This is a genomic window from Rhodococcus sp. Q, assembly GCF_005503035.1.
Taxonomy (GTDB): Bacteria; Actinomycetota; Actinomycetes; order Mycobacteriales; family Mycobacteriaceae; genus Rhodococcus_G.
In genome coordinates, this window is sequence record NZ_SCOY01000025.1 from 45208 (window position 1) to 65363 (window position 20156).

The following is a 20156-nucleotide window of genomic DNA, read 5'->3' on the forward strand; positions in this document are numbered from 1 at the left end:
CACCTTCCTTCGGTCACAGGACGAAGCTGCCGATCAGCTGTCCGATCTGCCGAATGTCGACCTTGCCCTTGAACTCGAGCCGAACCTTTCCCAGCCCGCTGAACCACATCTCCAGCTCCGCATCGCGATCGAACGCTCCCGCCGTCTCGATGCTCCACGACTGAATCTTGCTGTAGGGCAATGAGGTGTAGTCGCGCTTCTTGCCTGCCATGCCCTGCACGTTGATCGCGATGAACCGCTTGTTGGTGAACACGACACTGTCGCGCATTCCCCTGAAGGCGAGGTGTATCTGCTCACCCTCGACGAGAAGCGGAGCGATCTCTGCTTGCAGGTCGGCCGGATTGATGGGACCGAGCTTGGCGTACGCGGCGTTCTCGAAATCGATCACACGACAACGCTAGCCGTCGGCGCCAGGCGGCGCCACGACAAACGTCCCCCGGAAACGCCGAAGGTGCCTGCCGCTCGGTCGAAACCACGCGACAGGCACCTTCGGTCGGTGCGGTTCTAGCCCTTCAGCGAAGCGGGCGGGGTGAAGCGCTCACCGTACTTCGCGGCGAGCTCCTCGGCGCGCGCGACGAAGCCGGCGACGCCGCCCGGGTAGCCCGTGACGAACTGGCTGACGCCACCCGTCCACGCCGGGTAGCCGATGCCCATGATCGAGCCGATGTTGGCGTCGGCCGTGGACGTCAGGACGCCCTCGTCGAAGCACTTGACCGTCTCGATCGCCTCGATGAACAGCATGCGATCGATCAGGTCCTGGATCGGCGGGGTCGCCGATCCGGAGTTGAACTGCTCCCGCAGGCCCTGCCACAGGCCGGCGCGCTTGCCGTCCTCGTAGTTGTAGAAGCCCGCGCCGCCGAGGCGGCCCTTGCGGTCGTTGCCCTCGACGAGGAAGTTGATGACGTCACCGGCCGGGTCGGCGGGCAGGGTCTTGCCCTCGGCGATCGCCGCAGCCTTCGTCTCGGCACGGATCTTCTGCATCAGCGTCAGGTTCAGCTCGTCCGACAGCTGCAGCGGCGCCGCCGGGTAACCGGCCTGCATACCCGCCTGCTCGACGGTCGCCGGCTCGATGCCCTCCGAAACCATCGCGATGGCCTCGTTGACGAACGTGCCGATGACGCGCGAGGTGAAGAAGCCACGCGAGTCGTTGACGACGATCGGGGTCTTGCGGATGGCGAGCACGTAGTCGAAGACCCGGGCGAGAGCCTCGTCGGAGGTCTTCTCACCGCGGATGATCTCCACCAGCGGCATCTTGTCGACGGGCGAGAAGAAGTGGATGCCGATGAAGTCCTCGGGGCGGTTGACCCCGGTCGCGAGACCGGTGATCGGCAGCGTGGAGGTGTTGGAACCGAGCAGCGCGTCGGCGTCGACGACGTCCTCGATCTCCTGGAACACCTTCTGCTTGAGCTCGACCGACTCGAACACGGCCTCGATGACGAAGTCGACGCCCGCGAAGTCGGCGGCGTCCGCGCTCGGGGTGATCCGGTCGAGGAGAGCCTTCGACTTCTCCTCCGTGGTCTTCCCACGGGAGAGTGCCTTGGCCTCGATCTTCTCCGAGTAGTTCTTGCCACGCTCGGCAGCCTCGAGGGACACGTCCTTGAGGACGACCTCGAAGCCTGCCTTCGCCGAGACGTAGGCGATGCCTGCGCCCATCATGCCGGCGCCGAGCACGCCGACCTTCTTGATCTCACGCTTCGGCACGTCCTTGGGACGCGAACCGCCACCGTTGATGGTCTGCAGGTCGAAGAAGAACGCCTGGATCATATTCTTCGCGACGGTGCCGGTGACCAGCGAGGTGAAGTAGCGGGACTCGATCTTCAGCGCATTGTCGACGTCGACCTGGCTGCCCTCGACCGCGGCCGCGAGAATCGCGCGCGGTGCGGGCATGTTGGCGCCCTTGAGCTGCTTGCGCAGGTTCGCCGGGATCGCAGGCAGGTTCGCCGCGAACGCCGGGGTGGCCGGGGTGCCACCGGGGATCTTGTAGCCCTTCACGTCCCACGGCTGCACGTTCTTGTCCGGGTTCGCCTTGATCCACGCCTTCGCGGCGGGCACGAGCTCCTCGACCGAGGACACGACCTCGTCGACGAGGCCGACCTTCTGCGCCTCCACCGGCCCGCGCTGCTGACCCTGCAGCAGCATCTGGGTCAGCGCGGTCATCAGGCCGAACATGCGGACCGTGCGGACGACGCCGCCGCCGCCGGGCAGCAGACCGAGGGTGACCTCGGGCAGACCGATCTTCACGCCCCGGACGTCCGCAGCGATGCGGTGGTGCGTGGCGAGCGCGATCTCCAGGCCGCCGCCGAGCGCAGCACCGTTGATGCAGGTGACGACCGGCTTGCCGAGGGTCTCGAGGCGACGCAGGTCCGCCTTGAGAGCGAGGCTGTGGTTGTAGATGTACTCGGCGTCCTCGGGACCCGACTTGATCATGTTCTTGAGGTCGCCACCGGCGAAGAAGGTCTTCTTCCCCGAGGTGAGAACGACACCGGTGATGGAGTCCTTCTCCGCGTGCAGCCGGTCGACGGTCTCCTTCATCGAGGAGATGTACCGGTCGTTCATGGTGTTCGCGCCCTGGTTCGGGTCGTCGATGGTGAGCACGACGATGCCGTCGGCGTCCTGCTCCCAGTTGATGATGTTCTGATCGCTCACAGTGCTGTCTCTCCTGATTGTCCGGTGAGCGTCAGACGCGCTCGATGATGGTGGCCACGCCCATGCCGCCGCCGATGCACAGCGTGACGAGTGCGTAGCGGGCGCCTCGCCGCTCGAGCTCGTCGACCATGGTTCCGGTGATCATCGCGCCGGTCGCACCCAGCGGGTGACCCATCGCGATCGCGCCACCGTTGACGTTGAGCTTCTCGTCCGGGATCTTCAGATCCTTCTGGAACTTCATCGCGACGGACGCGAAGGCCTCGTTGATCTCGAACAGGTCGATGTCGTCGACCGTGAGTCCGGCCTGGGCGAGCACCTTGTGCGCCGCCGGGGTGGGGCCGGTGAGCATGATCGTCGAATCGGCGCCGGAGGTGGCGGTCGCGACGACGCGAGCCCGCGGCGTCAGACCCATCTCCTGGCCGGCCCGCTCGGAACCGACCAGCACCAGCGCGGCACCGTCGACGATGCCCGAGCTGTTGCCGCCGTGGTGGACGTGGTTGATCTTCTCGACCCAGTGGTACTTCTGCAGCGCGACGGCGTCGAAGCCGCCCATCTCACCGAGACCCGCGAACGACGGAGCCAGCTTGCCCAGCGCGTCGACGGAGGTGCCGGGACGCATGTGCTCGTCGTTGTCGAGGACGGTGATGCCGTTGATGTCCTTGACCGGGACGACGGACTTGGCGAAGTAGCCGCCCGCCCACGCCTTGGCCGCCAGCTCCTGCGAGCGGACCGCGTACGCGTCGACATCCTCGCGGGAGAAGCCCTCCATCGTGGCGATCAGGTCGGCACCGATGCCCTGCGGCACCAGGTAGGTGTCGAAGTTGGTGGCCGGGTCGAGCATCCAGGCGCCGCCGTCCGAGCCCATCTTCACGCGGGACATCGACTCGACACCACCGGCGATGACCATCTCGTCCCAGCCGGAACGCACCTTCTGCGCGGCCATGTTCACGGCCTCGAGGCCGGAGGCGCAGAAGCGGTTGATCTGGACGCCGCCGACCGTCTCGGGCAGGCCGGCAACCGTCACCGCGGTGCGGGCGATGTCGGCGCCCTGGTCGCCGAGAGGCGACACGACACCGAGGATCACATCGGAGATCCGATCCTCGTCGAGATCGGGGAACCGCACCCGCAGCTCGTCGATCAGTCCGGTGACCAGGTCGATCGGCTTCACCGAGTGGAGCGACCCGTTGTTCTTGCCCTTGCCACGTGGAGTTCGGATGGCTTCATAGATGAAGGCCTCTGTGGTCACGGTGTTCCTTCCTGTGCACGGCTGCGCCGCGTGCGAGCGGTTCATCTTCGGATCCGGTGTGCGTGCCGATCGCCGTGCGACGATCGCCGGCAGACACCCCCAGTCACCGTAACCATAGAACCCGTGTCATTTTTGGATCTAGGACCGAAGCGAGCGAGGTCCGTGACCATTGCGATCAGGCCGAGTCCCCGAGCACCACCGCGATCAGGCCGAGTCCCCGAGCAGCACCGCGATCAGGCCGAGTCCCCGAGCAGCACGATCAGCCGAGTCCCGCCTCCCGCGCCCGCACGATCGCCGCCGACCGATCCGGGACACCCAGCTTGGTGAGGATGTTCGACGTGTGATTGCGGACGGTCTTCGGGCTGAGCACCAGACGCCGCGAAATGGTGGCAGTGTCGTGACCGGCGGCGACGAGGTCGAGGATCTCCCGTTCGCGGTCCGTCAGCTCGGGAAACACCGCGGGCGTCAACCCCCGCGGCGACGCCAGGAAACCCATCGCCCGCTCCGCGACCGCCGCGCCGAGAAACAGGTCACCGTGCGCAACCGCGCGCAGCGCCCGCTCCACCTCCTCCGGTCCCGCGCCCTTGACCAGGTAACCGCGGGCACCGGCCCGGACCGACGCGAGTAGGGCGTCGTCGCCCTCGTGCATCGTCACCATCAGCACCCGGACCGAGGGCAGGCGAGCGAGCAGGTCACGGGTCGCCTCGATCCCCGATCCGTCGCCGAGTTCGATGTCCATCAGGACGACGTCGACGTCGGCGGTCACAGCAGCGGCTGCCTCGGCCGCCGAACTGGCCTCCGCCACCACCCGAATTCCGTCGAGAGTGGACAGCAGTGCGACCATCCCGAGCCGGAACACGGGATGGTCGTCGACGACGGCAACACGGATATCGGTCATGATTCGGCCAACGGTAGCCGGGCGGTCACCCGGGTACCGCCGGGAGGAGGTGAGTCGATGACGAGAGTGCCGCCCAGTTCGCTCGCTCGCTCCAGCATCGACCGGGTTCCCACTCCCCCCGTGTGGCCTGCGGCGAATCCCGCACCCCGGTCGAGCACGATGACGGTGAGCTCGGACACCGCTGAACCATCTGAGGCACAGACCACTTCGACCCGACAACCGTCGGCGCCGCTGTGCCTGCGCGCATTCGACACCGCCTCGACCGCGATACCGTACGCAGCGGCCCCGGCAGCCAGGTCCAGGGTCGCGGGGACGTCGGCGTGCACGTCGAGGACGAAGCCGGCGCGGGCATGCTGGGCGGCGAGTTCGTGGAGTGCCGCAGCGAGACCCAACTCGTCGAGGATCGGCGGAAAGAGCGTGCGCGACAACGACCGGACGCCATCCACCTGATGGTCGAGTTGCTGCTGCAGGGACTCCAGCAGTCGCGCCGCGGCGTCGGGGTCGACCGCGATCAGGTTCCGCACTCCCTGCAACCCGAGCCTGATTCCCGCGAGTGACGGACCGAGACCGTCGTGCAACTCGCGCCGGATCACGCGCCGCTCCTCCAGCCGCACCGTCGACAACCGGTCCCGCGCCGCGTCGAGTTCGCGGGACGCCTGCACGAGCATCAGCCCCGTCGCGACCACCGAACCCAACTCCGACAACGATTTCCGGGCCCGAGAGTCCAGCGACACCCCGGGTGGCGCGGTCGCGGCGATGACGCCGACGGGCGCACCGCGATGCACCAGGTCGACGCTCGTCGCCTCCCCTGACGGGACCCCGTACCGGACTGCGGGTTCCGCCTCGCCGGTGCGCCACACCGTCACCGACTCCAGCCGCAACGCCACCGCGACACCCGCCGCGAGCTCGGTCATCAGCTCCTCCGGTTTCCGCGCGGACGCGAAGCGGCCCCCGAGGTCGCGGACGGCCCGGGCCGGGTCGGACCCCGCCCCGTAGACGAGGTCGTGCACACGTTGCTGCAGCCACGATCGGACCGGGACGACGGCCACCGCGACGGCTCCGGCCGCAACCGCCTGTGCGAGAACGGAATCCGATGTCGGCAGGAGACGGGCGAGTGCAGTGGCGACCACCACATACAAGGCGATGAGGCCGACCGTCAGCGTGCCGGCGAGAACAGCCCGGCTGACGGCGAGGTCGAGACCCCACATCCGTTGCCGCAGCACCGCGACGAGCATCGCCGCCGGGTAGAAGGCCTGAACGGCGAGGTGCACGAGCGGGTTGACCATCCACAGCCACGGCCACGACTCGGGCAGCGCCAGAGGCACGAACGAGAGCGCCATCAGCGCGGTGCCGACGGTCAGCCAGCCGAGGCCGACACGTTCGTCGACAGGTCCGGTCCGGTGGCGTCGCCACACGTCGGCCGCGGTGACCAGGCCCATGCCCGCGACCGGGGCCACGAGCCACAGCGTCGTCGTGTCGGTCCAGGTGCGCGCGACGAAGAACCAGACGGTGGTCGCGACGCCTGCGACGAGTCCGGTGCGGGCGATCGCGTCGAGAGGCTGGTCGCGAATCAGCCACGGCACCACGAGGAACAGAGCGAGCGTCCCGGGAATCCAGGCGGTGTTCTGCAGTGGCTCGATCGCGGCGACACCCGGCAGCCCGGGGCGGACCGCCGCCAACTGCGTGTAGGCGTAGCTGAAGGCGGCGAGGCCGATCCCGACCGCCCCGAGCCCCAGGATGACGGGTACGGGATGGACGCGGCGGGCCAGCACGACCCCCGCGACCGTCCCGTACACCGCCGCGCCGACGACGTCGACGAGGAAGAACAGCTGGTTGGCGTCCAGCGTCGGATCGGCGGCGAGGAACAGCACCACCGACGACACCGCCAGCAACCAGGCCGTGACGGCGAGCGCGACAGCGGGTACCGGCGCGCCGCCACCCACCGACCCCTCGAGTCGTTCGCTCACCCGTCACTCCTTCCCGCGACCCCGCCGCCCGTGCGCCCTTTTCGTGGTTCCAGCCACCACGAAGGCACACAAGCCGAAGGCCTCATTGTCGGTCAGACCGCCTGCTTGCGTCCGCTGACCCACAGACCGATCGCGCAGACGAGAACCCAGACGGGGCCGGTGAACCCGGCCATGTACTGCAGCGGCGACATCCCGAACAGTGCGGTGAGCCCGCCGAGGACGACACTCACCCAGCCGAGCCAGCGAGGGACCGCCCCATGTCGCAGCGACGCCGCCGCAACCGCCAACGCACTGACACCCGCCGCCGCCCACAGCCACGGGATCGTGCCCAGCCAGTGCGCCGCCACGACGGCGAACTCGGGGACCATCTGGTCCCGCTCGGACAGCCCGAACACCAGCTCGGTCGTCAGGCCGGTGCCGAGGAGGCAGACCGCCGACGTCACCACCAGGCCACCCGCCGCGACCCCGGGAAGCACACTCCCCCGCTCCAACCGGTCGGTGAGCAGACGCGCCAATCCGGCCGCGAACACCAGCAACGCCAAGGCCGCGATCGCGAACCCGAAGTGTTCGACCAGGATCGTCGTTCGCTGGTCGGTGAGCCGCTCCGCGATAGCGACCGGGTTCCCGGCGATCCCCTCGTCGTACACCGCGGTGACGCCGCCGCTCGCCTGAATTCCGACGACGCCCGCGACGCCTGCGAGGACACCCGCCGCGGTCCACCCGACGCGCCGCGCCGCGGGGACGGCAGCCGCGGTGGATTCGGTTTCCGTGGAACTGCTGATCGTCATCTGGTTCCTCCTTCACTGCCCCGCCCGTACGGGATCGACTGCAGTTCAGGATGTGGCGCCCGATGTCCCGGCCACCAGGGTCCGGTGACCCGGGCACCCGGGAAGAATTCGGGTCAGTCCAGTGAATTCGGGTCACTCCAGTGGCGAGAGCAGGAACTCGCACCAGGATTCGACCTGGTCGGCGGCGCCAGGGCGGACGGCGAGCGGCGCCCTGCCGGACCTCGCGATCGGCGGGGAGATCGCGGGAAGGCCCGGCAGCGGCACCAGACGAACTTCGAGTGGCGCGTAGCCGTCAGCGCTGACCACGACCTTCAGATGCTCCTCTGGGTCGCCTGCCGTGACGTCGAAGGAGCCGCGATCGCACGCGATCGCCGTTCCGTCCGGTGCAGTCGACCCCACGAGATCGACACCGTCGTCGGCCATCGCGCCGCCGTCGGCCTCGGCCGGATGCCACCAGTCGAGTGTGGCGCCGGGGACCGGCTCACCGCCGCGGGTTCGAACGACGCCGACGACGCGTAGCGTCGCCAAACTCGGTTCCGCTGCGTCGTCGGGCGAGATGAGCAGCGTCAGGTTCGCGTGGTCCGCGGGCTCGTCGTCGCGGCACTCGTCGAGGCGGTGCAACCGCATGGTCACCCACTCCCTCGTCGTGTCGCCACCTGGCCCAAGTTCGTGCCCGGAAGACTACGGCCCCGGAAGGCTGCTGAACAGCCCCCAGGTCGGCGATCCGTCGTGCTCGGCCCCGATCCGGATCACGCACCCGTCCCGCCACCGACATCCTGTGACGACTGCTGACGTTCACCCGATGAAAGGCCTTCCAACCAGTTCGCTTGAGCAACGATGCCAGAAATGGTCGTCGACGAGGAGATGACGCGCCGATGTCCGAACGTCCTTGATTCGGGAAACGAAGATCGTCGCAGCATGTGCCCGGCACACGGACGCCCTCCGCGGTTGGCCGGTCGGTTCGCCTCCGAAACGAGACCGACCGCCCTATCGTGAGCGTGACATACGTCACGGCAATGCAAAGGGGTCGCACAATGCGCACCGGGGAGAACACCGTTTGGCACTGGGATGTCAGCCTCCGCGCACACCTGGTCTCCGGGTTCGCGCACGCGGTGGTCAAGCCGCTGTTCACGATCTGGCCTGCCACCGACGCGGGCATCCGCGTGCTCGCCGACCTGGAAACCTTCGTCGACCGACTCCCCGCGCCTCCCCGCACCCGCGTGGAGCCCCTGAACCTCGGCGGAGTGCCCTGCGAGCGGATCACCCACAATCACGTCGCGACCGACGACCTCTCGGACGCCACCATCCTGTATCTCCACGGCGGCGGCTTCGTCTTCTGCGGACGCGGCACCCACCGCAGCCTCTGCGGACTCATGTCGGCGAAGGCCGGTGTTCCGGTCGTGTCCGTCGAATACCGCCAGCTACCCGACGGCGGGATCGGCACGTCGATCGCCGACGCGATGGCCGCATACCGGGCCCTGCTCGACGACTGTCCCGACCCGACGAAGGTCATCGTCGCGGGCGACTCGGCCGGCGGCTACCTCGCCATGAAGGTCGCCGAGCTGGCGGTGGCCCAGGGACTTCACCGACCGGCCGCGGTGATCGGATACTCGCCGCTGCTCAATCTGCACCTCGAACGCCACGATCCCCAGTTCATGCGCAAGGACGCATACCTTCCGATGCGCAAGGTCGCCCAGCTCAAGGACCGCTGGCTCGGTGGACCCGACCGCATCCCAGGAGCCGAGTCCCCCGTCGACGCCGATCCCGCCCTGTTTCCACCGGTGTTCCTCGCCTGCGCGGAGTACGAGCTGATGCGACCCGACGTCGAACTCCTCACCGATCGCCTCGAACGTGCCGGACGGACCGTCGAGACGCACCTTTGGAGCGGCCAGATCCACGCCTTCCCCGTCCTCGCGACAGTGCTACGCGAGAGCAGCGAACTCATCTCTCTCAGTGTGGATTTCGCGCGACGCAACGTCGCGTCCAGGCGCCTCCGCTCGGCCTGAGCAGACCGCCGACGCCCGCACCGTCAGCCGTCGATCGGCTTGGCCCCGAGGATGTCCGCGAGCAGTTCGAGCGCGACCTCGTCGGGGTCCCGCCGGACGGAAGGATCCGCGGGCTCGGCGGCCTCCGCCATCATTTCCTCTTCGTCCTCGGCGGTCACCGAGTCCGGAGTGGGCGGATCGAAGTCCATCGGCCCCGGATCGTGCGGGTAGTCCGGTTCGTCGGGCGGCGGAATGTCGTCGACGGGGGGACGCGAAGCGGGTTCGGGACGAGACTCCGGGGCTGACGCAGGCGCCGCCTGCGCCTGACTTGGCCGTGAGAACCTGGGAGCAGCAGTAGGTTTCGACTGCTGCGGACGCGTGGCTGCGCGCGCAGGTGCAGGTTCGTCCGCAGACCCCACCTGGCAGTCGACCGACCAGTCCACGCCGAACACATCGTGCAGCGCCTGCCGGATGACCTCGGCGTTTCGGGGCTCCGCCAGCCGCTTGGCCAGGGGCGCCGACGCGTGCACGAGCACCAGACGGCCGTCACCCACCCCGCGCACCGATGCGCCGGACAGCATCACCTCGACGGTGCGGCTTCGATCACGGACCTTCGCCCGGACCTCCGACCACGCCGCCCGCACCGCTGCGGCATCGGGCTCGTTGGCAGCCGCAGCCACCGCGGGCTCGGGCGCCGGGGGCGCTTCAGCTTCGGGCGCCGGGGGCGCTGTGGGCTCGAGCGCCGGGGGCGCTTCAGGTTCAGGCACCGGGGGCGCTGTGGGCTCGAGAGGCACGGAGACGGCGCTCTCGGAAATCAGCTGCGGCGCAACGTCGTTTGCCTCGTCCGCATCCGCACTCTCGGACGCGACGGACTCCGCAACAACGGGCGCCTCGGGCACCGCTGCGTCCACCGACGGCACATCCACCGGAACCTCGGGTTCGGCCGCCGCAGGCTCGGGCGTCACCACCGCCGCGGGCTCGGGCGTCACCACCGTCGCGGGCTCGGGCGACACGACCGCCGCGGGCTCGGGCGTCACCACAGGGTGGACCTCGGGCGTCGCCGCCGCGGCTTCGGGGGTCGGCGCGTTCGACACCGCAGGCACCGGGGCGGCAGGTTCCGCCGCTACCACGGCATCGTCCGCCTGCTTTCGCTGCGACGGGCGCTGGAACCGCGGTGCCGGACCGTCCGGTGCGGGAGCCGAAGGCGCGGCCGACGGGACCGCGGCAGCGGCCGGGACGTGGGCACCGGCGGCGACCACGCCACCCTGCTCGAGCCGTTCGAGGCGTTGCAGGACGGCGGACTCGGCATCGGATGCGGCGGGCAGCAGCATCCGCGCGCAGATCACTTCGAGCAGCAACCGCGGAGCCGTAGCGCCTCGCATCTCGCCCAGACCGGCGTGCAGGAGTTCCGCATAGCGGGCCAGCGTGGCAGGGCCGATGCGCTCCGCCTGCTCCCGCATCCGTTCGAGCACGTCACCGGGTGCGTCGACGAGCCCACGCTCACCCGCGTCGGGGACCGCGCGCATCAGGATCAGGTCGCGGAGCCGTTCCAGCAGATCGACGGCGAAACGGCGCGGGTCGTGGCCGGCGTCCATCACCTTGTCGACGGTGCCGAACAGGGCTGCCCCGTCGCCGACGGCAAGCGCGTCGACAGCCTCGTCGATCAACGCGACATCGGTGACGCCGAGGAGTGAGAGTGCGCGCGGGTACGTCACGCCCTCGTCGCCCGCCCCGGCGAGGAGCTGGTCGAGCACGCTGAGCGAGTCGCGAGGCGAGCCCCCGCCCGCCCGGATGACCAGCGGATACACCGCGTCCTGCACCGAGACCTGCTCCTGCACGCAGATCTTCTCCAGGAGCCCGCGCATCGTGTTCGGCGCGAGCAACCGGAAGGGGTAGTGGTGGGTGCGCGACCGAATCGTCGGCAGCACCTTCTCCGGCTCGGTGGTCGCGAACACGAAGATCAGGTGCTCCGGCGGTTCCTCCACGATCTTGAGCAGGGCGTTGAAGCCCTGCGTGGTGACCATGTGCGCCTCGTCCACGATGAAAATCCGGTAGCGCGACTCGGCGGGCGCGTAGAAAGCGCGGTCGCGCAACTCGCGGGTGTCGTCGACGCCGCCGTGGCTCGCGGCGTCGAGCTCGATCACGTCGAGGTTGCCCGGACCACCCGGACCGAGGGCGACGCAGGAGTGGCACGTCCCGCACGGAGTCGAGGTGGGCCCCTGCACGCAGTTGAGCGAGCGGGCGAGGATGCGCGCGGAGGACGTCTTACCGCAGCCACGCGGACCGGAGAACAGGTACGCGTGGTTGATGCGTCCGGCGTCGAGGGCGGTGCTCAGGGGCTCGGTGACGTGCTCCTGCCCGACCACCTCCGCGAAGGTCGCCGGTCGGTACTTCCGGTAGAGGGCCACGCCGTGAGGGTACCGGCGAGCACCGACATCGGGCCCGTCCCCCGCCGGGCGCCCGCCTGCGTCCGCTCCCTGTCGTGGGCGTGAACGGATCGTTCGGGCCCTTCCCAGGGCGTGAACGATCCGTTCACGCCACCCCGGCGCTCACGAACTTCCGGCGTGTGAGAAAGGCGAAACAATCACGCAACACCACTGCAGTGCCGGTGAAACCCGAGCAGACCATCGTCGCTTGCGGTATACGAGCGAGCCACCGACAGGAGCACAACGTGAACGCGATCGACACCGGCGACACCGCCTGGTTGCTGGCGAGTACCGCACTGGTCCTGTTGATGACGCCGGGTCTGGCGCTGTTCTACGGCGGCATGGTCAGGTCCAAGGGCGTGCTCAACATGATCATGATGAGTTTCGTCGCGATCGCGCTGGTCACGGTCGTGTGGCTGGTCGTCGGGTACACCCTCGTCTTCGGCGACGACATCGGCGGCGGGCTCCTCGGTGGACTCGAACACATCGGGATGGCGGGCATCGGCCCCGACACCGTCCACGGCACCGTCCCCGAGCTGCTGTTCGCCACGTTCCAGCTCACCTTCGCGATCCTCACAGCTGCCCTGATCAGCGGTGCGATCGCGGACCGCGCCAAGTTCTCGTCGTGGATGGTGTTCGTCCCCGTGTGGACCCTGCTCGTGTACGTCCCCGTCGCGCACTGGGTGTGGGGCCCGGACGGCTGGATCGCCGCCTTCGGCGCCCTCGACTACGCGGGCGGTCTCGTCGTCGAGATCGTGTCCGGTGCGTCCGGCCTGGCGCTCGCCCTGGTGCTCGGCAAGCGGATCGGGTTCGGCACCGAGCCGATGCGCCCGCACAACCTGCCGCTCGTCCTGCTCGGCGTCGGACTGCTGTGGTTCGGCTGGTTCGGCTTCAACGCCGGATCCGCGCTCGGCGCCAACGGCACCGCGGCGGCCGTCTTCGTCAACACCCTCGTCGCAGGCTGCACCGGCATGCTCGGCTGGATGGTCGTCGAGCAGCGCCGCGACGGCCACCCGACCACCTTCGGCGCCGCGTCCGGCGTCGTCGCGGGTCTGGTCGCGATCACCCCGTCGTGCGGGTGGGTCACCGTCCTCGGTGCCGCGGTCGTCGGTCTGCTCGCCGGTGTCGTCTGCTCGTTCGCCGTCGGCTGGAAGTTCCGCTTCGGATACGACGACTCCCTCGACGTCGTCGGCGTGCACCTCGTCGGCGGCATCGTCGGCACCCTCGCCATCGGCCTGCTCGCCGCCCAGATCATGACGAACGGGGCCGAAGGCCTGCTGTACGGCGGCGGACTCACCCAACTCGGCAAGCAGGCGCTGTGCGTCGTCGTGGTCGGCGGATACGCGTTCGGCGTCACCTATCTGCTCGGCAAAATGATCGACCGGACGTTCGGATTCCGCGTCACCGCCGACGAAGAGGCCGGAGGCATCGACCTCGCGCTGCACGCCGAGTCCGCCTACGAGCATGCCGTCCTCGCCCACGGCAATCCCGCATCGCACGGACCCTTCGGCGGCCACACGGGCCTGTTCCCGCCGCACCGCGACGAGGACAGGCAGCGCCGCGATCCCGACAGCGACGATTCCACCGCACCCGGCAAGGCGTAGCTGTGGGTTAACCGACGCCGGTCCGCTACCATCCGCGGGGGTCCGGTCCCGGATCCCGCACACCCCGCAGCCAGGACCGACGATGACCACGACACTCACCGCCGCCGACCCGATCCCGGACGACGCCGCGCCGGCTCCCGAACAGCTCGGGCCCCCACACCGATTCGCGGCACTGCACCCGGTCGGGCTCAGCGTCGCACTGCTCTTCTTCGTGTGGTCGATGACGCCGTCGCTCCTGCCTCGGGTCTGGTATCTGCAGGCCGTCGCGACCGGCATCAGCGTCGCGATCGGCTATGGGCTCGGGTGCGCCGCGGCGTGGGTGGTCCGCAGGTGCGGTGTGTCCCCGAACTTCTCGGATCGGACCCGACGCATCGGCTGGTGGTCGCTGGCCGCGGTCGCCGCCGTCACCGTCCCGACCTTCCTGATTCTCGGTTCGTGGTGGCAGCAGATCGTCCGCGACCTCGCCGGTGTCGAGCGCATCAATCGCGCCAACTACCTGCTGATCCTCGTGCTGTCCCTGGCCGTCGCCGTCCTCCTTCTCGCCGCCGCGCGCGGCATCCGGCGCGGTACCCGAGCCCTCACCCGCGTCGGCTCGCGGTACGTCCCCGCGCCGATCGCTCGGCTCGTCGCCGTCGCGCTCGTTGTCGTCGTCGGCATCTTCGCCGTGAACGGTCTGGTGTACCGGGGGCTGATCGGCCTGGCGAACCAGTCCGCTGCTGCCGCCGACCAGAGCACCGCGGACGGAGTGAAGCAGCCGCAGACACCGGAGCGCTCCGGATCGCCCGCGTCCGCGCAGCCCTGGGACACCCTCGGCCGGGAAGGCCGGACCTTCGTCGCGGGCGGGCCGACCGCCGAGCAGATCACCAGCGTCACAGGGCGTCCCGCACTCACGCCGATCCGCGTGTACGCGGGTCGCGAATCCGCCGACAACGTGGACGACGCCGCCGATCTCGTGGTCGCGGAACTCGAACGCACCGGGGCATTCGACCGGTCCGTCGTCGCGGTCGCGACGACCACCGGACGCGGCTGGGTCAATGCCCGCGTCGCGTCCGCCCTCGAGTACACCACCGGCGGCGACTCCGCGATCGCGGCGATGCAGTACTCCTTCCTGCCGAGCGCACTGTCGTTCATCGCCGACCGCGAGACCCCGCCCCAGGCCGGGCGGGCACTCTTCGAGGCGGTCGAGAGGGCACTGGCGGAACGCCCGGAAGAGTCCCGCCCGAAGCTCGTCACGTTCGGGGAGAGCCTCGGATCATTCGGTGGTCAGGGCGCTTTCAGCGGCGCCCCGGACATGCTGGCCCGCACGGACGGCGCGCTGTGGGTCGGTACCCCGAACTTCGCCCCGCAGTGGTCGTATCTGACCGCACACCGCGACTCCGGTTCGTTCGAACGGCTTCCCGTGATCGACGGTGGCGAGAACGTGCGATTCGTGGCGTCGGCAGCCGACCTCGAGTTGGCTGGTGCCCCCTGGGGCGATCCGCGAATCGTCTACTGGCAGCACGCATCCGACCCGATCACCTGGTGGTCGTTCGACCTGCTGCTGAACAAGCCGGACTGGCTGCGCGAACCGCTCGGCGACGACGTCGACCCCGGCATGAGATGGATCCCGTTCGTGACGTTCTGGCAGGTCACCCTGGACATGGTGTTCTCCGCCGATGTCCCGCCCGGTCACGGACACACCTTCGGGGCCGATGCCGCCGACATGTGGGCCGCGATCCTGCAGCCCGAGGGCTGGACCGCCGACGACACCGCCCGCGTGCACACCGTCATCCGGGACGGGCTGCCCGAGTAGTCGACTCGCGGGCGTAGCTACGCCTTCGCCGCCTTCGCCGCAGCCTTGGCGGCCTTCTTGAACTCGCGGACCTCGGCGAGCGTCTGGTCGTCGACGACGTCCGCGATGGACCGCCGCGACCCGTCCTCGCCGTACGCGCCTGCCGCCTCGCGCCAGCCGGGGACCTCAACCCCGATCTGTTTCCCCAGCAGCGCGAGGAAGATTCGCGCCTTCTGGTCGCCGTACCCGGGCAGCGCCTTGAGGCGCTTGAGCACCTCCTTGCCGTCCGGGTCGCCCTCCGTCCAGATGGCCGTGGGGTCGCCGTCGTAGTGCTCGACGAGGAACCGGCACAGGTCCTGAACACGCTTGCCCATCGATCCGGGGAACCGGTGCACCGCGGGCGGTGTCGCACAGATGGCCAGGAACGCCTCCTCGTCCATCTCCGCGATCGTGTGAACGTCGAGGCCGCCAAGCCGCTCGTCGAGCTTGCGGGGTCCCGCGAATGCCACCTCCATCGGGATCTGCTGATCGAGCAGCATCCCGATCAGCAGGGCGAGCGGATTCGATGCGAGCAGGGCGTCGGCGTCGGGATCTCCAGCGAGGTGCAGCGTGAGGGACATGCCCTCGATTCTCGCACCGCCGCCGCGAGAAGGCCCGATGCTTCGCCCGAGTACGCCGGGCCGCCCGGAACAATTGGGCAACCTCGACCGTTGACAGTCGGTACGCCGTACGGAAAAGGGGAACGCATGACGACACCGCACGAGGAATTCGACCGACAGCTCCAGGTCCTGACCGACCTCGGCTACCCGGCCCTGACCGGGCTGAGCCCGACGGACTTCACCGCTGCCCTGCAACCGCTACGTGACCTGACGTCGAGCGCACCCGCGGAGCAGGGCGAGGACCACATCCCGTTCGTGCTCGTCGTCGCGCGGACCGCGACCGGAACGCCGATCGACGCCCACACCGCGATGGGCCACACCGCGCTCGGCAGCCATCGCGGCTTCTCCGACATCGATGCCGACGACCTCGCCCGGTTCCGGCCCGTCGAATCCGTGACGATCCCCGGCGGCCTCGGCTACCTCCTGCACGACATCGACACCGGCAGCGCGTACCTCAACGTGACGCCCGCCGACGCGGCGGCCTCGCTCACGGCACGGGGTCGCACCGGACTGACCGTCGCAGAGGGAATCGCCCTGATTACCGCCCGCCCCGACATGCTGCGCAAGAACAAGTGCTTCTCACTGCTCGCGTCGCGGTGCGGCGACAAACGCGTACCCGCACTGTGGATCAGCCAGCGCAGGCCGAAGCTCGGCTGGTGCTGGAACGGAAACCCGCACACATGGCTCGGATCCGCCTCCGCGGGCGCCCGCGTGGAGCCCTGACCCCGGGACGGTCAGGCGTCGCCCAGTGCTGCCTCGGTCGCGGCGAGCAGCACGCAGGTGGCGACGCCGTCCATCGCGGTCTCCAGATCCGCGAGTGACGGGAAGCTGGGCGCGAGCCGGATGTTGGTGTCGTCCGGGTCCGTGGAGTACGGGAACGCGGACCCGGCCGCCGTCAACGCGATACCGGCGTCCTTCGCCAACGCGATGACCCGCTTCGCGGTACCGGGCACGACGTCGAGGCTGATGAAGTAGCCGCCCTTGGGCTCGGTCCACGACGCGATCTTCGACGGACCGAGGCGGTCCTCGAGGATCCGCAGCACCGCGGCGAACTTCGGCGCCAGGATGTCGCGGTGCTTGGCCATGTGGGCGCGGACACCGTCGGCGTCACCGAAGAAACGCAGGTGACGAAGCTGGTTGACCTTGTCCGGTCCGATGCTCTTCTTGCCGAGATGCTTCTGGTACCAGGCCAGGTTCGCGTCTGAGCCACCGAAGAAGCTGACGCCTGCGCCGGCGAACGTGATCTTCGACGTCGACGCGAACACGTACGGACGGTTCGGGTTTCCGGCCTCCGCAGCCATCCCGAGCACGTCGTACGCGGGCGCGAACTCCTCGGTCAGCGGGTGCACCGCGTAGGCGTTGTCCCAGAAGAGACGGAAGTCGGGGGCGGCGGTCGGCATCGACACGAGGGCGCGCACGACATGCTCCGAGTACACGGCGCCCGTCGGGTTCGCGTACGTCGGCACGACCCACATGCCCTTGATCTGGGGATCCTCCGCGACGAGGTGTGCGATCGCGTCGACGTCCGGCCCGTCGGGGCGGATCGGGACCGGGATCATCTCGATGCCGAACGACTCGGTGATCGCGAAGTGCCGGTCGTAGCCCGGTGCGGGGCACAGGAACTTGACCTTCTCCTCACGGGACCACGGCCGCGGCGAATCGGCGTTCCCGTGCAGCAGGGAGAACACGACCAGGTCGTGCATGATCTCGAGGCTCGCGTTGTTGCCCGCGAGCAGGTTCGCGACGGGGATGTTCAGCAGCTCGCCGAAGATCGCGCGCAGTTCGGGGAGTCCGGCCAATCCGCCGTAGTTGCGGACGTCGGTTCCGCTGCCGTCGCGGTGATCTCCCTCACCAGGCAGGGACAGCAGTGCCTCCGACAGGTCCAGCTGCTCGGGCGCCGGCTTGCCTCGCGTCAGGTCCAGGGTCAGCTTCTCGGCCTTGAGCTGCGCGTACTTCTCGGACTGCTGCTCGTGCTCGGAACGGAGTTCCTCGTGGCTCATCAACCCAAGTTGGGTTTGGGTAGGCATCCCGAACAGACCTTTCACACCGAAGCGGCGAGGACGGAACTCGAAAAATAAGGGGACCCCGCGCACCCGGCAGAGCCCATTGACCCTTGCTGCCTTCCGGCCCTGGGGGAGTTCACAGGATGCGCGCCGCGCGGGATCCAGTGCCGAGTGTAGCGATCCCTTCGGCGACAGTCACAACCGGGCGTCCACCACCCCCCGTTTTCGTACTTGGGTGGGTGAGCCGGTATGCTCGCCCACGGAGGATTCGCCTAGTGGCCTATGGCGCTCGCCTGGAACGCGGGTTGGGTTAACGCCCTCAGGGGTTCAAATCCCCTATCCTCCGCCACACGATGGCCCCCGATCTTCGGATCGGGGGCCATCGTCGTTTCCGGTGCGGTACCGCGACACCGGGACGATCGCGGCGCAGGATGAGGTCATGACCGACACCTCCGCAGTCGCCGACCGGTACCGCCGCCTCGCCAACCACCTCGCCGACACCGTTGCCGCGGTTCCCGCCGACCGGTGGGACTCGACATCGCCGTGCGAGGGGTGGACGGCCCGCGACGTGCTCCAGCACGTGATCGACGTGCAGTCCATGCCGTTGACCCCCGTCGGACTGTCCCTGCCGCCTGCACCCGCTGTCGACGACGACCCACTGGGTGCGTGGACCGCGACGCGTGACGCGGTCCAGGCCATCCTGGACGATCCGCGGCGCGCGAACCTCGAGTACGACAGCAGCATGGGCCGCACCACCGCCGCGGCCACCTTCGACGCGTTCATCTGCTTCGACCTGGCGATCCACCGGTGGGACATCGCGCGCGCCACGGGTGCCGACGAGACGATCCCCGCGGAGGAACTCACCGCGGCCGCAGCACTCGCGGACCGGATGGGCGAGATGATCCGCTCGTCCGGCGTCTGCGGCCCGGTCGTCGAGGTCCCGGCGGACGCCGACGAGCAGACACGGGTGCTCGGACGGCTCGGTCGGCGCGCCTGAGCGATCGTCGAGTGCGCACCAGGTGCGCACTCGCGCAGTGGCTAGGGTGAGCGGCATGGGTGACGGCGGCGCGGGACGGTTCGCGCCGAGCCCGTCCGGTGACCTCCACCTGGGGAACCTGCGCACCGCGCTGCTGGCATGGTTGTTCGCCCGCTCCACCGGCCGCGCGTTCCTGATGCGCGTCGAGGATCTCGACCGGGTCCGGCCCGGCGCCGAGGAGCGGCAACTCGCCGACCTCGCCGCGATCGGCCTCGACTGGGACGGCGAGGTCGTGCACCAGTCACAACGCCTCCCCGGATACGCCGCCGCACTCGACACCCTCGTCGCCGCGGGCCGGACATACGAATGCTTCTGCACCAGAAGGGAAATCCAGGAGGCGGCCACCGCACCGCACGGCCCGGACGGCCACTACCCGGGCACGTGCCGGGACCTGACGGACGAGCAGCGGCAGGCGAAGCGGGACTCGGGGCGTCCGCCCGCGATCCGACTGCGCGCCGACGTCACCGACTTCACCGTGGACGACCTCCTGCACGGCCGGTACACCGGACTCGTCGACGACGTGGTGTTGCGCCGCGGCGACGGGGTGCCCGCCTACAACCTCGCGGTCGTCGTCGACGACGCGGCGCAGGGCGTCGACCAGGTCGTGCGCGGCGACGACCTACTCGGATCGGCACCGCGGCAGGCGTACCTCGCGTCACTCCTCGGACTCCCCGTTCCCGTCTACGCGCACGTGCCGCTCGCGCTGAACTCCGGCGGTGCGCGTCTGGCGAAACGCGACGGGGCCGTCACCCTCGCCGATCAGGCCGACCTCGGCCGCGACCGGGACACCGTCCGCGGCATCCTCGCCGCGTCGTTGGGGCTGGCCGCACCGGGCGAGGCGCCCTCGACAGCCGAGCTGCTGCACCGATTCGACCCCGCGTCGCTCCCGCGCGTCCCCTGGGTGTTCGTCGGCGCGTGAGCCCCGGTGGAACGGACCGTCCGACACGGCCCGCTTCGCCCTGAAATCGTCGTGTGTTCGACGTAGGGTCGGCCCGTCACAGTTATCCCGCACTGGCAGTCACGACATCCGCACGACGAAGGTGAAGCACGTGAGCGAGAACCCGCCGCCCGGAACGCCGGACCCACAGCGCCCGCAGAATCCCCCGCAGCCGCCCCCGGTCCCCGGT

General features: G+C 69.3%; 16 protein-coding genes, 1 tRNA gene and 1 other RNA gene. 7 read left to right on the forward strand and 11 right to left on the reverse strand.

Features of this window, described 5'->3' with window-relative positions:
• Positions 1 to 13: 13 nt before the first annotated feature.
• The 7 genes from FFS72_RS19820 to FFS72_RS19850 form a co-directional block, all read right to left on the reverse strand.
• On the reverse strand, positions 14 to 388 hold the full coding sequence (locus tag FFS72_RS19820; protein ID WP_137875533.1) for a PH domain-containing protein: 375 nt from the start codon (positions 386 to 388) through the stop codon (positions 14 to 16).
• A gap of 116 nt (positions 389 to 504) precedes the next feature.
• Entirely contained in the window at positions 505 to 2646 is a 2142-nt protein-coding gene (locus tag FFS72_RS19825; RefSeq protein ID WP_137875534.1) for a 3-hydroxyacyl-CoA dehydrogenase NAD-binding domain-containing protein, read from the reverse strand.
• A 31-nt stretch (positions 2647 to 2677) separates the two neighbouring features.
• Positions 2678 to 3892 (reverse strand): acetyl-CoA C-acetyltransferase, encoded by a 1215-nt coding sequence (locus FFS72_RS19830; RefSeq protein ID WP_137875535.1) that lies wholly within the window; start codon positions 3890 to 3892, stop codon positions 2678 to 2680.
• A 259-nt stretch (positions 3893 to 4151) separates the two neighbouring features.
• Positions 4152 to 4790 carry a response regulator gene (locus FFS72_RS19835; protein ID WP_137875536.1) on the reverse strand — a complete coding sequence of 213 codons (639 nt, stop codon included), beginning with the start codon at positions 4788 to 4790 and terminating at the stop codon, positions 4152 to 4154.
• Positions 4787 to 6757 carry a sensor histidine kinase gene (locus FFS72_RS19840; RefSeq protein ID WP_137875537.1) on the reverse strand — a complete coding sequence of 657 codons (1971 nt, stop codon included), beginning with the start codon at positions 6755 to 6757 and terminating at the stop codon, positions 4787 to 4789. Before FFS72_RS19840 ends, FFS72_RS19835 begins: the two co-directional genes overlap by 4 nt.
• Before the next feature lie 92 nt (positions 6758 to 6849).
• Positions 6850 to 7545 carry a hypothetical protein gene (locus tag FFS72_RS19845; protein ID WP_502704134.1) on the reverse strand — a complete coding sequence of 232 codons (696 nt, stop codon included), beginning with the start codon at positions 7543 to 7545 and terminating at the stop codon, positions 6850 to 6852.
• A gap of 132 nt (positions 7546 to 7677) precedes the next feature.
• Entirely contained in the window at positions 7678 to 8172 is a 495-nt protein-coding gene (locus tag FFS72_RS19850; protein ID WP_137875538.1) for a hypothetical protein, read from the reverse strand.
• 407 nt (positions 8173 to 8579) lie between these two features.
• Between FFS72_RS19850 and FFS72_RS19855 the strand changes: the two genes are divergently transcribed.
• A complete protein-coding gene (locus tag FFS72_RS19855; RefSeq protein ID WP_137875539.1) occupies positions 8580 to 9551 on the forward strand; it encodes an alpha/beta hydrolase fold domain-containing protein in 972 nt (323 codons plus the stop codon).
• Between the two features lie 23 nt (positions 9552 to 9574).
• Here the strand turns inward: FFS72_RS19855 and FFS72_RS19860 are convergent, their stop codons facing one another.
• Positions 9575 to 11938, reverse strand: coding sequence for a DNA polymerase III subunit gamma and tau (locus FFS72_RS19860; RefSeq protein ID WP_137875540.1), 2364 nt, complete (start codon positions 11936 to 11938; stop codon positions 9575 to 9577).
• A 263-nt stretch (positions 11939 to 12201) separates the two neighbouring features.
• On the opposite strand from FFS72_RS19860, the gene FFS72_RS19865 reads away from it, so the two are divergent.
• Together FFS72_RS19865 and FFS72_RS19870 are read left to right on the forward strand one after the other, a co-directional pair.
• Positions 12202 to 13560 (forward strand): ammonium transporter, encoded by a 1359-nt coding sequence (locus tag FFS72_RS19865; RefSeq protein ID WP_137875541.1) that lies wholly within the window; start codon positions 12202 to 12204, stop codon positions 13558 to 13560.
• An 82-nt stretch (positions 13561 to 13642) separates the two neighbouring features.
• Complete coding sequence (locus FFS72_RS19870) at positions 13643 to 15352, forward strand: alpha/beta hydrolase (RefSeq protein ID WP_171018755.1); 1710 nt, start codon at positions 13643 to 13645, stop codon at positions 15350 to 15352.
• 17 nt (positions 15353 to 15369) lie between these two features.
• Here FFS72_RS19870 and FFS72_RS19875 read toward each other — a convergent pair whose 3' ends face one another.
• Positions 15370 to 15951: an HhH-GPD-type base excision DNA repair protein gene (locus tag FFS72_RS19875; RefSeq protein WP_137875542.1), complete on the reverse strand. Its 582-nt coding sequence runs from the start codon at positions 15949 to 15951 to the stop codon at positions 15370 to 15372.
• Between the two features lie 126 nt (positions 15952 to 16077).
• On the opposite strand from FFS72_RS19875, the gene FFS72_RS19880 reads away from it, so the two are divergent.
• Entirely contained in the window at positions 16078 to 16713 is a 636-nt protein-coding gene (locus FFS72_RS19880) for a DUF5701 family protein (RefSeq protein WP_137875543.1), read from the forward strand.
• Between the two features lie 11 nt (positions 16714 to 16724).
• On the opposite strand, the gene FFS72_RS19885 is transcribed toward FFS72_RS19880, so the two are convergent.
• Positions 16725 to 18017, reverse strand: a complete 1293-nt coding sequence (locus tag FFS72_RS19885) for an aspartate aminotransferase type Ic (protein WP_137875544.1) — start codon at positions 18015 to 18017, stop codon at positions 16725 to 16727.
• 46 nt (positions 18018 to 18063) lie between these two features.
• An RNA gene (ffs, locus tag FFS72_RS19890) (signal recognition particle sRNA small type) lies at positions 18064 to 18160 on the reverse strand.
• 94 nt (positions 18161 to 18254) lie between these two features.
• On the opposite strand from ffs, the gene FFS72_RS19895 reads away from it, so the two are divergent.
• From FFS72_RS19895 to gluQRS, 3 genes are all read left to right on the forward strand, one after another.
• A tRNA-Ser gene (locus FFS72_RS19895) sits at positions 18255 to 18342 on the forward strand.
• A gap of 90 nt (positions 18343 to 18432) precedes the next feature.
• A complete protein-coding gene (locus FFS72_RS19900) occupies positions 18433 to 18990 on the forward strand; it encodes a TIGR03086 family metal-binding protein (RefSeq protein WP_137875545.1) in 558 nt (185 codons plus the stop codon).
• A 55-nt stretch (positions 18991 to 19045) separates the two neighbouring features.
• A complete protein-coding gene (gene gluQRS / locus FFS72_RS19905) occupies positions 19046 to 19948 on the forward strand; it encodes a tRNA glutamyl-Q(34) synthetase GluQRS (protein ID WP_137875546.1) in 903 nt (300 codons plus the stop codon).
• The last annotated feature ends 208 nt before the right edge of the window (positions 19949 to 20156 follow it).